Source organism: Amycolatopsis umgeniensis, assembly GCF_014205155.1.
Classification (GTDB): domain Bacteria; phylum Actinomycetota; class Actinomycetes; order Mycobacteriales; family Pseudonocardiaceae; genus Amycolatopsis; species Amycolatopsis umgeniensis.
Map to the genome: position 1 here is coordinate 1726019 of NZ_JACHMX010000001.1, position 14542 is coordinate 1740560.

General features: G+C 69.5%; 14 protein-coding genes. 6 read left to right on the top strand and 8 right to left on the bottom strand.

All coding sequences use genetic code 11. From position 1 onward, the window contains the following. Positions 1–354: a nuclear transport factor 2 family protein gene (locus HDA45_RS07570; RefSeq protein WP_184893166.1), complete on the top strand. Its 354-nt coding sequence runs from the start codon at positions 1–3 to the stop codon at positions 352–354. On the opposite strand, the gene HDA45_RS07575 is transcribed toward HDA45_RS07570, so the two are convergent. Then, positions 351–857 carry a PaaI family thioesterase gene (locus tag HDA45_RS07575; protein ID WP_184893168.1) on the bottom strand — a complete coding sequence of 169 codons (507 nt, stop codon included), beginning with the start codon at positions 855–857 and terminating at the stop codon, positions 351–353. The genes HDA45_RS07570 and HDA45_RS07575 overlap by 4 nt on opposite strands. A gap of 73 nt (positions 858–930) precedes the next feature. Between HDA45_RS07575 and HDA45_RS07580 the strand changes: the two genes are divergently transcribed. The 4 genes from HDA45_RS07580 to HDA45_RS07595 are packed head-to-tail and all read left to right on the top strand — an operon-like array spanning position 931 to position 4960. Next, positions 931–1494, top strand: coding sequence for an LmrA/YxaF family transcription factor (locus tag HDA45_RS07580; RefSeq protein ID WP_343072020.1), 564 nt, complete (start codon positions 931–933; stop codon positions 1492–1494). A gap of 51 nt (positions 1495–1545) precedes the next feature. Next, positions 1546–1857 (top strand): ArsR/SmtB family transcription factor, encoded by a 312-nt coding sequence (locus HDA45_RS07585; protein ID WP_184905408.1) that lies wholly within the window; start codon positions 1546–1548, stop codon positions 1855–1857. 11 nt (positions 1858–1868) lie between these two features. Further along, positions 1869–2603, top strand: coding sequence for an HAD family hydrolase (locus HDA45_RS07590; RefSeq protein ID WP_184893172.1), 735 nt, complete (start codon positions 1869–1871; stop codon positions 2601–2603). Next, entirely contained in the window at positions 2600–4960 is a 2361-nt protein-coding gene (locus HDA45_RS07595; protein WP_184893173.1) for a glycosyl hydrolase family 65 domain-containing protein, read from the top strand. The genes HDA45_RS07590 and HDA45_RS07595 overlap by 4 nt, the downstream gene beginning before the upstream one ends. A gap of 4 nt (positions 4961–4964) precedes the next feature. Here the strand turns inward: HDA45_RS07595 and HDA45_RS07600 are convergent, their stop codons facing one another. From HDA45_RS07600 to HDA45_RS07620, 5 genes are all read right to left on the bottom strand, one after another. Beyond that, positions 4965–5144, bottom strand: coding sequence for a hypothetical protein (locus HDA45_RS07600; RefSeq protein ID WP_184893175.1), 180 nt, complete (start codon positions 5142–5144; stop codon positions 4965–4967). 51 nt (positions 5145–5195) lie between these two features. Beyond that, complete coding sequence (locus tag HDA45_RS07605) at positions 5196–6152, bottom strand: Ppx/GppA phosphatase family protein (protein ID WP_184893177.1); 957 nt, start codon at positions 6150–6152, stop codon at positions 5196–5198. 202 nt (positions 6153–6354) lie between these two features. Then, positions 6355–7395, bottom strand: a complete 1041-nt coding sequence (locus HDA45_RS07610; protein ID WP_184893179.1) for an LLM class F420-dependent oxidoreductase — start codon at positions 7393–7395, stop codon at positions 6355–6357. Positions 7396–7427: 32 nt separating this feature from the next. Further along, positions 7428–8216, bottom strand: a complete 789-nt coding sequence (locus tag HDA45_RS07615) for a class I SAM-dependent methyltransferase (protein WP_184893181.1) — start codon at positions 8214–8216, stop codon at positions 7428–7430. A gap of 39 nt (positions 8217–8255) precedes the next feature. Further along, positions 8256–11570: a DUF885 domain-containing protein gene (locus HDA45_RS07620; protein WP_184893183.1), complete on the bottom strand. Its 3315-nt coding sequence runs from the start codon at positions 11568–11570 to the stop codon at positions 8256–8258. A 133-nt stretch (positions 11571–11703) separates the two neighbouring features. Here HDA45_RS07620 and HDA45_RS07625 point away from each other — a divergent pair, with 133 nt between their 5' ends. Beyond that, entirely contained in the window at positions 11704–12687 is a 984-nt protein-coding gene (locus HDA45_RS07625) for an AsnC family transcriptional regulator (RefSeq protein WP_184893185.1), read from the top strand. A 345-nt stretch (positions 12688–13032) separates the two neighbouring features. Here HDA45_RS07625 and HDA45_RS07630 read toward each other — a convergent pair whose 3' ends face one another. Both HDA45_RS07630 and lspA read right to left on the bottom strand, forming a co-directional pair. After that, positions 13033–13959, bottom strand: a complete 927-nt coding sequence (locus HDA45_RS07630) for an RluA family pseudouridine synthase (protein WP_184893187.1) — start codon at positions 13957–13959, stop codon at positions 13033–13035. Then, complete coding sequence (gene lspA / locus HDA45_RS07635; protein ID WP_184893188.1) at positions 13956–14519, bottom strand: signal peptidase II; 564 nt, start codon at positions 14517–14519, stop codon at positions 13956–13958. The genes HDA45_RS07630 and lspA overlap by 4 nt, the downstream gene beginning before the upstream one ends. Positions 14520–14542: the final 23 nt, after the last annotated feature.

Sequence of the window (14542 nt, forward strand, 5' to 3'; positions counted from 1 at the left end):
ATGACCACAGCCAAGAAGATCGTCCTCGACTGCTTCGAGAACCTGTTCGTGCACAAGGACTTCGCCGCCGCGGCAGCGAACGTGCACCCGGATTTCCGCACCCACAGCCCGGGTTTCCCGTCCGGCCGTGACGCTTTCATCGAAGCGATGCGGAATTCACCGATGGCCGGCGCGGACGTCACCGTCAAACGCGTGATCGCCGACGACGATCACGTGGTCGTACACCTGCACGTGGTCCCGGCGGGTGACGAACTCGGCACCGCCGTCGTCGACATCGTCCGCGTGGAGGACGGGCTCATCGTGGAGCACTGGGACGTCAAGCAGCCGGTGCCGCCCGGTGCCGAGATGTTCTAGGGCTTGATGATCAGGCAGGTGCTCGACGCGGTCGCGAGCACCTTGCCCTGCGAGTCGCGGATGTCGTCCTCGGCGAACGCGACGCGCGAACCGGCTTTCACGACCCAGCCGTGCGCGCGGATCTCCCCCACCGAACCGGAAATGGCGCGCAGGTAGTTCACCTTCAGCTCGACCGACGTGTAGCCGACCCCGGCGGGCAGGGTCGAATGCACCGCGCACGCCACCGCCGAGTCCAGCAGGGTCGCCGCGACGCCGCCGTGCACGGTCCCGATCGGGTTGTACAGCGACTCGTCCGGCGTCGCGGCCAGTACGACGTCACCTTCGGCCACACTCACCCAGCGCATGCCGAAATGCGCCGAGATCGGCGCCGGCGGGATCCGTCCCTCCGCGATGCCGGTGAGGTAGTCGAGCCCGGACAGCTCGCGGCCGAGCCGGGCGGTCGGCAGCGGATCCTGCCAGGTGACGGTCTTCTGCCTGGTCTCCCCGGTGACGTCGACGGTCATGCGTTGCCTCCTAAGACGATCGTCCTAGACTTGACTAAGACGGTCGTCCTAGTCAAGGGCTATGCTGAGGGACGTGTCCGATGCCACCACCCGCGAGCGGATGATCTCGACAGCGATGGCGCTCTTCCGTCGCGAGGGCTACCAGGCGACCTCGTGGCGGCGGCTGGTCGAGCAGGCCGGGACGCCGTGGGGCTCGGCGTACCACCACTTCCCCGGCGGCAAGGAACAGCTGGCCGTCGCCGCGATCGAACTCGGCACCGCCGTCGTGGCCAAGACGGTGCGCCGTGCCTTCGAGCGCAACGAGACCATCGAGGACGCCGTGAGCTGGTGGTATCGCAAGGCGGCCGAGGCACTGGCCGCCGACGACTACCGCGGCGGCTGCCCGCTCGCCACGATCACCCTCGAGATGGCGCACGCCTCCCCTGCGATCACGAAGGCCTGCGAAGAAGCTTTCGCCGCCTGGCACGTGCTGCTGGTGGGACTGCTCGGCGATCGCGACGTCGAGGACGCCGACGACATCGCGGCCGCCATCGTGAACAACCTCGAAGGCGCCCTGCTGCTCAGCCGGATCCGCCGGTCACCCGATCCGCTGGAGCGGGCCGCGCGGCACGTCGCACTCGTGGTCCGCGCCGCCTAACATCGCCGTGTGAGCATCGAGCCGGACCGCGTGGACGCCGCCGTCGCCGGTATGGGCGACCGCGAGGCGATCACCGAATGGGCGCAACGGTTCTCGCTCGTCGCGGATCCGTCACGGCTGGCCCTGCTGGTGTCCATCCACTACGCGCGCGAGATCAGCGTCACCGACCTCGCCGCCGCCACCGGCATGACCGACACCGCGGTCTCGCAGGCGTTGCGGCTGCTGCGCGCGCATGGCCTGGTGGCAGCCCGCCGCGACGGCCGGATCGTCCGCTACAGCCTCGCCGACGCGACCGTCCACGAACTCATCCACCTGGTGCGGCCGCATCCCGAAAGCCGAGCGGGCACCGGCGAGCGCGGGTAGCGTGCGGAGGCATGATCGGTCTGCCCGACACCATCACGGCCTGTCTCTTCGACCTCGACGGCGTGCTGACCGGAACCGCGGCCCAGCACCGCGAAGCGTGGAAACGCACCTTCGACGAGTTCCTGCGCGCCCGCGACGGTGACACGTTCTCGCCGTTCACCGACACCGACTACGCGGCCTACGTCGACGGAAGGCCGCGGGCGGACGGCGTCCGCACCTTCCTCACCTCGCGCGGGATCGAACTGCCCGAGGGGAAGCCGGACGACGGGATCGACGCCGCCACCGTCAACGGGGTCGGGAACCGCAAGAACCAGCTGGTCTTGAAGATCATCGACGAAGAAGGCGTCACCCCGTACCCGGGTTCCGTGCGGTATCTGGAAGCGGCGAAAGCGGCGGGCTTGCGCATCGGCGTCGTCACGTCGTCGGCCAACGGCGCGAAGGTGCTCGACGCCGCGGACCTGACCAAGTTCGTCGAAGCGCGGATCGACGGGATCGTGCTCGCCGAAAAGGGCCTGCGCGGCAAACCCGCCCCCGATTCGTTCCTCGCCGGCGCCGAGGCGTTCGACGTCGCCCCCGAGCACGCGGCCGTCTTCGAGGACGCGCTCGCGGGCGTCCAAGCCGGGAAGGACGGCGGTTTCGGTTACGTGGTCGGGGTGAACCGCGCGCATCAAGCCGGCGAACTGCTCGAACACGGCGCCGACGTCGTGGTGGACGACCTCGCCGAACTCCTGGAGGACCGCAAGTGACCGAATCGCTTCTCCACGGCTACGAGGTTTCGCCCTGGGAGCTGCGCTGGCACGGCATGGACGTCGATGCCCTGCAACGCACCGAATCGGCGTTCGCGGTGTCCAACGGGCACATCGGGCTGCGCGGCACCCTCGAAGAGGCCGAACCCCGCGGCCTTCCGGGCACCTACCTGAACGGTTTCTACGAGCAGCACGACCTTCCCTACGCGGAAACCGGTTACGGCTACCCGGAAGAAGGACAGACCGTCGTCAACGTGACCGACGGCAAGATCATCCGGCTGCTGGTCGAGGACGAACCGCTCGACATGCGGTACGGCCAGGCGACCGACCACGACCGCGTCCTCGACTTCCGCAAGGGCACGCTCGCGCGCGACACCGTGTGGTCCTCGCCGACCGGGCGCCGGGTCCGGGTGAAGACCGAACGCCTGGTCTCCTTCACCCAGCGGGCCGTCGCCGCGATCCGGTACGAGGTCGAACCGCTCGACGACGAGCTGCAACTGGTGGTGCAGTCGGATCTGCTCGCCAACGAGCCGATCGAATCCGACACGCGCGATCCGCGGGTCGCGGCGGCGCTGGAGTCGCCGCTGATCGGCGAGTACCAGCACGCCGAGGCCTACCACGCCGTGCTGGTGCACCAGACCCGCCGGTCCGGGCTGCGGATGGCCGCGGCGATGGACCACAAGATCGACGTCACCGACGGGGTCCGCACCCACATCGAGGCCGAAGAGGACTTGGCGCGCCTCACCATCGCCGTCGACGTGCCCAAGGGCGGACGGCTGCGGATCACCAAGTTCCTCGCCTACGGCTGGTCCGCGCAGCGGTCGGTGCCCGCGGTACGCGCCCAGGTCGAGGCCGCGCTGGCGGGCGCGCGGCAGACGGGCTGGAAGGGGCTGCTCGCCGAACAGAAGGAGTTCCTCGACGACTTCTGGGCGACCTCGGACATCGAGATCGACGGCGACCCGGAACTCCAGCAGGCGGTGCGGTTCGCGCTCTTCCATCTCCTGCAGGCCGGTGCCCGCGGTGAGACGAGGGCCTTGGCGGGCAAGGGGTTGACCGGGCCCGGCTACGACGGGCACGCGTTCTGGGACACCGAGACCTTCGTCCTGCCCGTGCTCACCTACAGCATGCCGGACGCCGCCCGCGACGCGCTGCGCTGGCGTCATTCCACTTTGGACAAGGCCAGGGAAAGGGCCGCGCAGCTGGGTCTACGCGGCGCCGCGTTCCCCTGGCGATCCATCAACGGCGCGGAATGTTCGGCGTACTGGCCCGCGGGCACGGCGGCGTTCCACGTCAGCGCGGACATCTCGGACGCCGTCGTGCGGTACCTCAACGCCACCGGCGACGACGAGTTCCTGCGGAACTGCGGCGCGGAACTGCTCCTCGAAACCGCGCGGATGTGGCTGTCGCTGGGGCATTTCGACCGGCGCGGCCGGTTCCGGATCGACGGTGTCACCGGACCGGACGAGTACTCCGCGGTGGCGGACAACAACATCTACACGAACCTGATGGCACGCCGGAACCTGTTCTACGCCGCCGAAATCTGTGGGCTGCACGAGGACATAGCGCACACTTTCGCCGTCAGCGAGGACGAAACCGCGTCGTGGCGCAAGGCGGCCGAGTCGATGCTCGTGCCCTACGACGAGGACCTCGGCGTCCACCCGCAGTCCGAAGGGTTCCTGGAGCACGACGAGTGGGACTTCGAGGCGACGGATCCGGACTTCTACCCGCTGCTGCTGAACTTCCCGTACTTCGACCTGTACCGCAAACAGGTGGTCAAACAGGCGGATCTGGTGCTGGCACTGCACCTGTGCGGGGATTCCTTCACTCCGGAGGAGAAGGCGCGCGACTTCGCCTACTACGAGGCGCGGACGGTGCGCGATTCCTCGCTTTCGGCCGGGACGCAGGCCGTGGTGGCGGCCGAGGTCGGCCATCTCGAGCTGGCCTACGACTACCTCGCCGAGGCCGCGCTCACCGATCTCCACGACGTGCACAACAACGTCCGCAACGGACTGCATCTGGCCTCGCTCGCGGGCGCGTGGCAGGGCACCGTCGCCGGTTTCGGCGGCCTGCGCGACCACGGCGGGCGGCTGACCTTCGCGCCGCGGCTGCCGCCGCAGCTCCAGCGGATCGCGTTCCGGCTGACCTTCCGCGGCACGCGGTTCCAGGTCGAGATCGACGGTGAAGGCGCGACGTATCACGTGATCACCGGGGATCCGCTGGAACTGGCGCATCACGGCGAGACTTTCACCGTGAACTCCGAGCCGGTACGGCTGCCGATCCCGGCTCTCGACCCGGGCCCGGCGCCGGTGCAGCCCGCGGGCCGCGCCCCGGTGCGGCGGCGGCCGAAAGACGCCTGAGCGCTCAGTCCGGGGGTTCGATCGGTACCTCTCCGCTGCCCGGCACGCCGTCGACCTCCTCGGTGCCGTGCGGGCCGATGTCGCGATTGGGCGCGCTGGGCACGTCTGTCTTCGGCTGGGTCGTCCGGAGGTCCTCGAGGTCTTCTTCTTCGTCCTGCCCGAAGCTCTTCTTGCTTTCCCTCATGTGTCCGGGGTACCCGTTCGCGACCGGATACGCCAGTTTTCAGTGGATTTGTCAGGCGGCTTTCGCCGGTTTGCCGTCCAGCGTGACCAGTCCGTCGAGCATGCCGAGCAGCAGTCCGTCCCTGGTGGACCACGGGCAGATGGCGACCTGACCACCGGAAAGCGTCAGCAGCGCCTCGGCGACGATCGCGCCAGCGAGCGCCTGATGGGAGCGCTGCCGCGAGATACCGGGCAGTTCGGCGCGGCTTTTCGCGGGCAGCTTCGCCAGCCGCGGAATCCACGCGCGGAGGTCGTCGAGGTGCAGTTCCCGTGAGCGGGACGGCCTGTCGCCGGCGAGCCGGGCGAGTTGCCGCAACACCTTGGAGCAGCCGACGGCGCGGTGATCGCGGATCTCCGGCAGGACGTCCTGCATCGCGTCACGGACCTCGTCGAGGACGTGGTCCCGCATCGCCCGCACGACCTTGGGCGACGGGCATTCGGTGGCGAACCAGTCCCGCGTCAGCGAACGGGCGCCGAGCGGCAGCGAGTGCGCGAACCCGGCTTCCTCCGCGTCCCCCGCGGCGAGTTCGACGGTCCCGCCACCGATGTCGAGCACCAGCAGCCCGCCCGCCGAAGCGCCGTACCACCGGCGTGCTCCGACGTAGGCCAGCTCGGCCTCGCGGCGGCCGGTGAGGAACCGCAGTTTGACCCCGGTGGCCTTCGCGACGTCGCAGACGACCTGCTTCACGTTGGCCGCGTCGCGGATCGACGACGTGGCGAGCGGGTACACGTCCTCGACGCCGTGCTTGGCGGCCATCGTCATACCCGCCTCGACGGCGGAAGAGACCGCGTCTATCCCACGCCGGGTGAGCTTCCCGTCGTCATCGAGTTCCCTGTCGAGCCGCAGGCGCGTCTGGTGGCTCAGCACGGGGTCGAGCGGCGAACCGCCCTTGGCCAGAACCACCAGCCGTGCACTGAACGACCCGACGTCCAGGACCGCGGCGGACGGCTCCCCGATCTGCTTGCGCACGCGAGGCACCTCACCTTCGTCGCGAACGTATTCCCCCGAGGTCTCGCTTCCACTCCTGATAATGGCGGATTTTCCGGCCGTTCAGGCGTGGTTTACGTTCTCTTTCCACCGGGAGGCCGCTTTTTGACCACGAACGGGGTATACCGGCGCAGGTCAAGTATACCGTATCGATACAGGTGAGAGGTTCGACTCCTTCGCGCGGCTAACCAATGAGTTCGCGCAACTTCGAAACCTGGGCGACGCGGGCCTCACGGCCGGGCAGCAGCGGATTGACCACGAGCGTGGTCGCACCGGCCTCGCGGAAGGCGGCCAGCCGCTCCTTGACGTAACCCTCGGGGCCGACCAGCGAGATCGCCTTGATCAGTTCCTTCGGCACCGCCGCGGCGGCCTCTTCCTTCTTGCCGTCCAGGTACAGGTCCTGGATGAGCTTGGCTTCGGCCTCGTAGCCGTAGCGCTGCGCGAGGCTGTTGTAGAAGTTCTTGCCCCGGGCGCCCATCCCGCCGATGTACAGCGCCAGCATGCCGCGCAGGTGGTCCAGCAGCCCGTCGACGTCGTCGCCGATCGCCAGCGCGGTGCCGACGAAGGTGTCGAGCTCGCCCAGCGACGGGTCGCGCTTCGCCTTGCCCTCGGCCAGCGACGCGCCCCAGACCTCGGAGGCCTTCTCGGGGTGGAAGAAGATCGGCTCCCAGCCCTCGGCGAGTTCGGCGGTGAGCGCGACGTTCTTCGGGCCGATCGAGGCCAGCAGGATCGGGATCCGCTCACGCACCGGGTGGTTGATCAGCTTCAGCGGTTTGCCGAGGCCCGTGCCCTGCTCCGGCGGCAGCGGGATGTTGTAGTGCGTGCCGGAGTGCACCACCTTCTCCCGGCGCCACACCTGACGGCAGATGTCGATGATCTCGCGGGTCCTGCCGAGCGGCGCGTCGTACTTCACGCCGTGGAAACCCTCGATGACCTGCGGTCCGGACGCACCGATGCCGAGTGTGAACCGGCCGTCGGAGACGAAGTCGAGGCCGGCGGCCGTCATCGCGGTCAGGGTCGGCGTCCGCGTGTAGATCTGGAAGATGCCGGAGGCGATCTGGACCCGCTCGGTCTTCGCCGCGACGTAGCCGAGCTGGCTGACCGCGTCGAATGAGTAGGCCTCGGGGACGAAGACGATGTCCAGCCCGGCTTTCTCCAGCTCGACGATGTCCGCCACGCTCTCGGCGAAGCCACCGGCGTAGCTGATCGCGGTCCCGATCCTCATCCGCATCTCCTCACAAGTTACTGAGCGTTCGCTTAGCGATAGTATGCCCGGTGCAGGGTGGCCGCGAACTCGAGGACGATGCCTCCGTCGTCGTGCATCCGCTGAGCTCCCTCCAGGAACCGGCGATGGAACTCCTCACCACGCCCCGGTGGCAACGCCGGGATCATTTCGGCCAGACCGCGCGGCATCATCCAGTCCCATAGTGCGGGAGGATCGGCCAGCGGTGTGGGGATCTCGACGGCCTCCCTCACCGGATGCGCGAAGCCCGCCTCGACGAGCAGCTCGTCGAGGCGGTCGTGCGTCAGCGGTCCAGGCTGGTCGGGCGGCGGCTCGGCAGCGCCGCCGGGAGCGAAGAACTCCAGGCTCAGGTCCTGAAACCACGCCAACCGGCCGACGGACTGCCGTTCCAAGGACAGCGCGATCGTGCCGCCCGGCGCCAGGACCCGCCGGAATTCCGCGAGCGCGGCCGCCGGATCGTCGAGGACCTGCATCACGAAACCGGCGGTGACCAGGTCGAACGCGCCGTCCGCGAATCCCGTCCGGTAGAGGTCTCCCTCGCTCGCGGAGATCTCGGGGTGTTCGTCGGCCAGACGCCGCATCATCAGCGGCGACGCGTCGATGGCGGTGACGGCGCAGCCCTTGGCGAGCGCCGCCCGCGCGACCGCCCCGCGCCCGGCCCCGACGTCGAGCAGCCGGGAGCCGGGCGCGGGATTCGCGAACTCGACGAGGTCCCTCCCCACGTCGGAGACGTAGAAGAAGATGTCCTCGTAGCGATCGACGAGTTGGTCGTACTTGGCCTTCGCCTGGGCTGCGGTCACCATCGGGCGAGAGTATTTACGGTCTCCGGCACGGAGATACCGCTATTTGTGTGCGGCCACCCACGCCTTCACCACGTTGTCGAGCACCCGCAGCGGCAGGATGCCGTTGCTCAGCACGACCTCGTGGAAGCCCTTGATGTCGAACCGGTCGCCGAGCGCGGCCTCGGCCTCGGCCCGGATCCGCTCGATCTCGAGCCGCCCCACCATGTACGACAGCGCCTGCCCCGGAACCGCGGCGTAGCGGTCGATCTCGGCCTCGATCTCCACCTTGGCCATCGGGGTGTTCTCGGCGAGGAAGTCGACGGCCTGCTGACGGCTCCAGCCGAGCGCGTGCATCCCGGTGTCGACGACGAGGCGTCCGGCGCGCATCGAGTCCTGCGTGAGCATGCCGAACCTGGTCAGATCGCTGGAGTACAGGCCCATCTCGTCGGCGAGGCGCTCCGAGTAGAGGCCCCAGCCTTCGACGTAGGCGTTGACGTCGGCGTGCCCGCGCAGCATCGGCAGGCCCTTGAGTTCGTGCGCGATGCAGATCTGGAAGTGGTGCCCCGGAACGGCTTCGTGGAAGGCGATCGCCTCGCTCGTGTGCTTCGGGCGCTGCTCGGCCTCGTAGGTGTTCGCGTAGTAGGTGCCCGGACGCGAGCCGTCGAGCGCGGCCTCGATGTAATAGGCCAGCGTGCCGCCGGGTGCCTCCGCGGGCGGGACCGGCTCGACCTCGCACCGCTTCTCGGGAACGGTCGAGAACCACTGCGGGGCCACGGCTTCGGCGCGGGTGATGGCGTCACGCGCGGCGTCGAGCAGCTCGTCGCCGTCTCGCCAGCGCAAGGCCGGATCGGTGCGGAGCCGTTCGAAGATCTCGCCGAGATCCTTGGTGGCGAAGATCTTCTCGCCCAGATCGCGGTACTGGTCGGCCAGTTTCCCGATCATGTCGAGCCCGGTGTCGTGCAGATCCTGCGCGGTGCGCTCGGTGGAGGTGTGCGCGCGGATCAGCGCGGCGTACTTCTCCTGCCCGCCGGGAAGCGCGCACAATCCCGGCTCTTTCTCCGTTTTCGCCACGGGACGCAGCTCGGTGGCGAGGAAGTCGCGGTACCGGGTGTACGCGGGCCGGACGACCTCGGCCAGCAGCCGGTCCCGTTCGGTTTCGTAGCCCTCCACGGAAACGGACGCGGTGAGGGCCAACGGGTCACCGGCCTCGTCACCGAGATAGCGCTCCACGTAAGCGATCCCGCCTTCGACGAGGAAGTCGGGCGGGACCAGCCCGTCGGCGGCCGCCGCGCGCTGGCGCACGATCAGGGCGTCCAGGTAGCCGCCCATCCCGCCCAGCCGCTCGAGGTAACCCCGGACCTTCTCCTCGTCGTTCAGGCTCAGGACCGCGAGTTCGTTGAGCATGAACAACGCGGGCGAAGCCAGCCCGTCGCTGACCGAGAACTCGGCGGCGCGGGCGTCGACCACGTCGACCATCGCCTTCGCCTGCTGGATCACGACCTCGCGGGTGACCGCCTCGGCCGGGGAAAGTCCCTCGGTGGAAAGGGCTTCGGCCCGTTCGGCGATGGCGACCGCCGACGCGCGCTGGGCGGCCGCGGCCGCCGCGCTCGGATCGGGCAGCACGCCGTGGTCGCCGGGGAGCCCGAGCAGCGAACGCCACAGGGGGAACTCCTCGAACTTGAGCTCCATCAACTCGTCGGCGAGGCTGTTCGGGGTGTCGCCGTGGCCGGCGACCCAGTCGCGGACCACGCCGTCCAGCACCGAAAGCGGCAGCGATCCACCGCCGAGCACGACGTCGTGGAAGGCCTTGATGTCGAACCGGCCGCCCAGCGTCAGCTCGGCTTCCTCGCGGATGCGCTGGATCTCCAGCCGTCCCACCATGTACGACAGCGCCTGACCGGGGAAGGCGATGTAACGGTCCACTTCGGACTCGATCTCGACCAGTGCCATCGGCGTGTTCTCGGTCAGGAAGTCGATCGCCTGGCGGCGGCTCCAGCCGAGCGCGTGCAGACCGGTGTCGACGACCAGGCGTCCGGCACGCATCGAATCCATGGTCAGCATGCCGAGCTTGGCGACGTCGTCGGAGTACAGGCCCATCTCGTCGGCGAGGCGCTCGGTGTAGAGACCCCAGCCCTCGGCGTACGCGTTGAAGTCGCCGATACGGCGCAGCAGCGGGAGCTCGGTGAGTCCCTGCGCGAGACTCAGCTGGAAGTGGTGACCGGGAATGGCCTCGTGGAACGCCGTCGCCTCGGCCGCGTGCCGGAACCGCTCCTCCGCCTTGTGGGTGTTGGCGAAGTAGATCCCGGGCCGGGAGCCGTCGACCGCGGGCCACATGTAGTAGGCGGCGGGCGCGCCGGGCGCGGATTCGGCGGGCACCGGCTCGACCGTCCACGGCTGCGGCGGGATCAGGCCGAACCAGTTGGGCGCCTCGGCCTCGGCCCTGGTGATGGCCGCGCGGGCGGAATCGAGCATCTCGTCGGCGCCGGACCAGCGCAGTGCCGGGTCGGTGCGGAGCTTGGAGAAGATCTCGGCGAGGTCGGTGGTGCCGAAGACGTTGGAGCCGTACTCGCGGTACTCGGCGGCGAGGTTCGCGATCCCGTCGAGCCCGGTCTGGTGCAGCTCACGCGGGGTGCGGACGGTCGTGGTGTGCATCTCGGCGAGCAGGGCGTAGATGCGCTCGCCGTCGGGCAGCCAGCAGACGCCGGGCTTGTCCTCGGGACGGCCGTGCGGCGCGATCTCGTTCGCGAGCACGTCGCGGTACTCGGCGATCGCGGGCCGGACGACGTCGCGCAGCAGATCGGCGCGCCGGGTCTCGAAGTCCTCGTCGGGCGCGGGCTGGCGCAGCAGCGGATCGGCCGACGGCTCGGCGAGGTGACGGTCGAGATACGCGACGGTGGCCTCGACCAGGTACGCGACCGGGACCAGGCCGCGGGCGACGCCGTCGCGATGCCGCTGAGCGGCCTGCCGCAGGTACTCGGGGATCGCGGCGATCCGCCCGAGATGCGCCTCCGCCTGCGCGCCCGTCCCGACCGACATCATCGGCAGCACGGTGAGCACCTCGGCGGCGGGCGAGATGAACAGATCGCTGACGGTGAACTCGACGAACCGCGAGTCCAGCAGCGCGATCTTCGCCCGCGCCGACGCGATCAGGACGTCCCGGGTGGTCTTGTCCTCCGCGCTCAAGCCGTCGGTGCCGAGCGCCTCGGCCCGCTCGGCGAGACCGGCCAGCTTCGCGCGGAAGGCGTCTCCCGCGGCCTCGCTGAGATCGGTGAGGCCGGTCGATTCCGGACGGAAGCCCTGCAAAGCGGGCGTGACCGGCTCGGCGTCGAAGAGGGCTTCGACGAACTCGTCGGCGAGGGCGGAGACTTCGCTCATGTTTCTTCCCCAGGGGTCGGTGGAGGCGGTATCCCCGACCCTAATGGAGACCACGTCCTACCGAAGCCGGGTTTTGCGGCGCGCGGGCGGGCACTCCCGCGGCGCCGGGGGCGAGGCGGTAGCGTTCCCGGACGTGGCCGTGACCGATCCCGTGGACATCCGCCTGCTCGCCGCCCTCGCGGACCTGGGCAAGGCGGCCGTGCACGAACTCGCGGCCAAGGTGGGCATGGACCCGCGCGAGGTCGCATACCGTCTGGTCGCCCTCTCCGGCAGCGGGTTGCCGCTGCTCGTGGGCGTGGAAAGCGACCCGAACGGGCTACGTGCCGCCATCGCCGCCTCGCCGCCCTCCTGGGCGCAGCAGCAACCTCAGCAGCCCCAGCAACAGCGTCCGCCCGGCCAGGGGTCCGGCCCGCACAACGTCCAGGGCACCCCCTCGGGCCCGTACAACGTCCAGGGAACGCCGTCGGGCGCGTACAACGTGCACGGCACGCCGTCGGGCCGCTACCCCGGCCCGCCGTCGGCTCCGATCCGCCAGCCGATGGCACCGCCCCAGCAGCGTCCGCCCGCCCCGCAGCAGCAGTTCGCCGCTCCCCCGATGGCGCCCGCCGACCCGGTGATGAGCACCTGGGGCGTCCCGCAGACCGCGTCCTGGGCCCGCGGCGACGAGCAGCCCGCGCCGCGGCAGGCACCGGAGGGCAAGAAGGGCCGGACAGGCGACGTCATGGAGACCCAGGGCCTGGAGGGCGAGCAGCTCACCGTCCAGCTGCTCGAGGTCCAGGATCCGGCGGATTACCTGTTCAGCGCGGCGGGCTATTCGCTCGAAGCCGGGGAACGCTCGGTCGTGGTGCACACCGAGATCACGAACCGCGGGAACATCCCGTTCGTCTCGCTTCCGGACAATTACCTCGAACTGCTCACCGCGGACGGCAAGCCGATCACGAAGGCGCCGGTCTCGCTGACCTCGCGGCCGCCGCACAAGATCGGCGTGCGGCCGGGCGAGACCCTCGGCGGCCACACCGTCTACGTGCTGCCGGACGCCACCCGCGTGGTCGCCGTGCGCTGGTCACCGAGGCCGGAACCGGACGAACGCACGCTGACCTGGTCGATCGACGACTAGCCCTGCCACTGCATTCAGAGGACTGAATGCGGGGGCTTGGGCTGGGCGCCGGACCGGTATTGCCTACCGGCTGGACCGGCGTGGGCGAGCGGAAAAGTCGCCAAGGTCTGAGCCTGAAGTGACCTGGCGACGGTGGAGGATTTGGGACGTTGAACGTCCCAAATCCTCCACCGTCAACTCCAACACCCGCACAACCCGCCGTCCTCCAGCAGGTCAGGCTTAGGTAGGTGAATACGGGGCCGTTCTAACCCAATCGCCACTCACGAGGTGTTCAGCCCCGCGAACACCACCCGGTCCAGATCCGCGACGCAGGCCCCGCATTCAGAGGACTGAATGCGGGGACGGCTAGTTCTCGTCCTGCAGGATTCGCAGCGCGTTCGCCAGGTCGTCCGGGTACTCCGACTCGAACTCCACCCAGCGCCCGTCGGCAGGGTGGGCGAAGCCCAGCGTCTTCGCGTGCAGCCACTGCCGGGAGATCCCGAGCTTGCGCGCGAGCACCGGGTCGGCGCCGTAGGTCAGGTCTCCGACGCACGGATGCTTGAGTGCCGAGAAGTGCACACGGATCTGGTGCGTGCGGCCGGTCTCCAGCTTGATGTGGGCCAGCGAAGCGGCACGGAAGGCCTCGACGACCTCGTAGTGCGTGACGCTGGGCCGTCCGCCCTGGACGACGGCGAACTTGTAGTCGTGCCGGGGGTGCCGGTCGATCGGCGCGTCGATGGTGCCGCGCGTCGGGTCCGGGTGGCCCTGGACGATGGCGTGGTAGCCCTTGTCGACGGTGCGTTCCTTGAACGCCCGCTTGAGCGCGGTGTACGCGTGCTCGCTCTTGGCCACGACCATCACGCCGGTGGTGCCCGCGTCCAGCCGGTGCACGACGCCCTGGCGTTCGGCCGCTCCCGACGTCGCGATCCGCAGCCCGGCGGCGGCGAGACCGGCGACCACGGTCGGCCCGTTCCAGCCGGGGCTCGGGTGCACGGCGACGCCGACCGGCTTCGAGATCACCACGATGTCGTCATCGTCGTGCAGGATCTTCATCCCGTCGACGGGTTCCGCGACGACCTCGAGGGGCGAGGCCGGATCGGGCAGCGTCACCTCGAGCAGCCCACCGGCGGCCAGCCTGTCCGACTTCCCGGCGGTCCTTCCGTCGAGCAGGATCTCGCCGGATTCGGCGAGTTCCGCCACGACCGTGCGGGAAAGTCCCAGTAATTTCGCCAGCCCCGCGTCGACGCGCATGCCGTCGAGCCCGTCGGGGACGGGCAACATCCGCGCGCTCATGCGCTCGCCGCCTTCTTCTTGTCCTTTGTAGACGATCCGTCATAGTCCTTGCCCAGCAAGGAAAGGATCACGATGAGCACACCGCCGACGCAGATCGCGGAGTCGGCGACGTTGAAGATCGCCCAGCCCTGCCCGTTCGGCGCGAACGCCGAGATCATGTCGACGACGTGTCCTTGCAGCGGGCCGGGGGCCCGGAAGATCCGGTCGGTCAGGTTGCCGAGCGCGCCGGCCAGCACCAGGCCGAGGCCGATCGCCCAGCCGACCGAGCGCAGCCGCCTCGCCAGCCAGACGATGGCGACCACGACCGCCACCGCGACCAGCGCGAGCACCCAGGTCAGCCCGGTCGCCATCGAGAAGGCGGCACCGGGGTTGCGCACGAGCTGGAAGTACACGAGCCCGCCGAGGAACTCGACCGGCTGCTTGCCCTCCAGCGTGGACACGGCGATCTGCTTGGTGAGGAGGTCGATCCCCCACAGCACCGCGGCGACGACGAACACCACGGCGACGCGCTTCTTGGGCAGCGGCGGCGCCGGTGGCGCGGTTTCGGGCTCTGTACTCACACCCCCATTGTCCACGGAGCGTG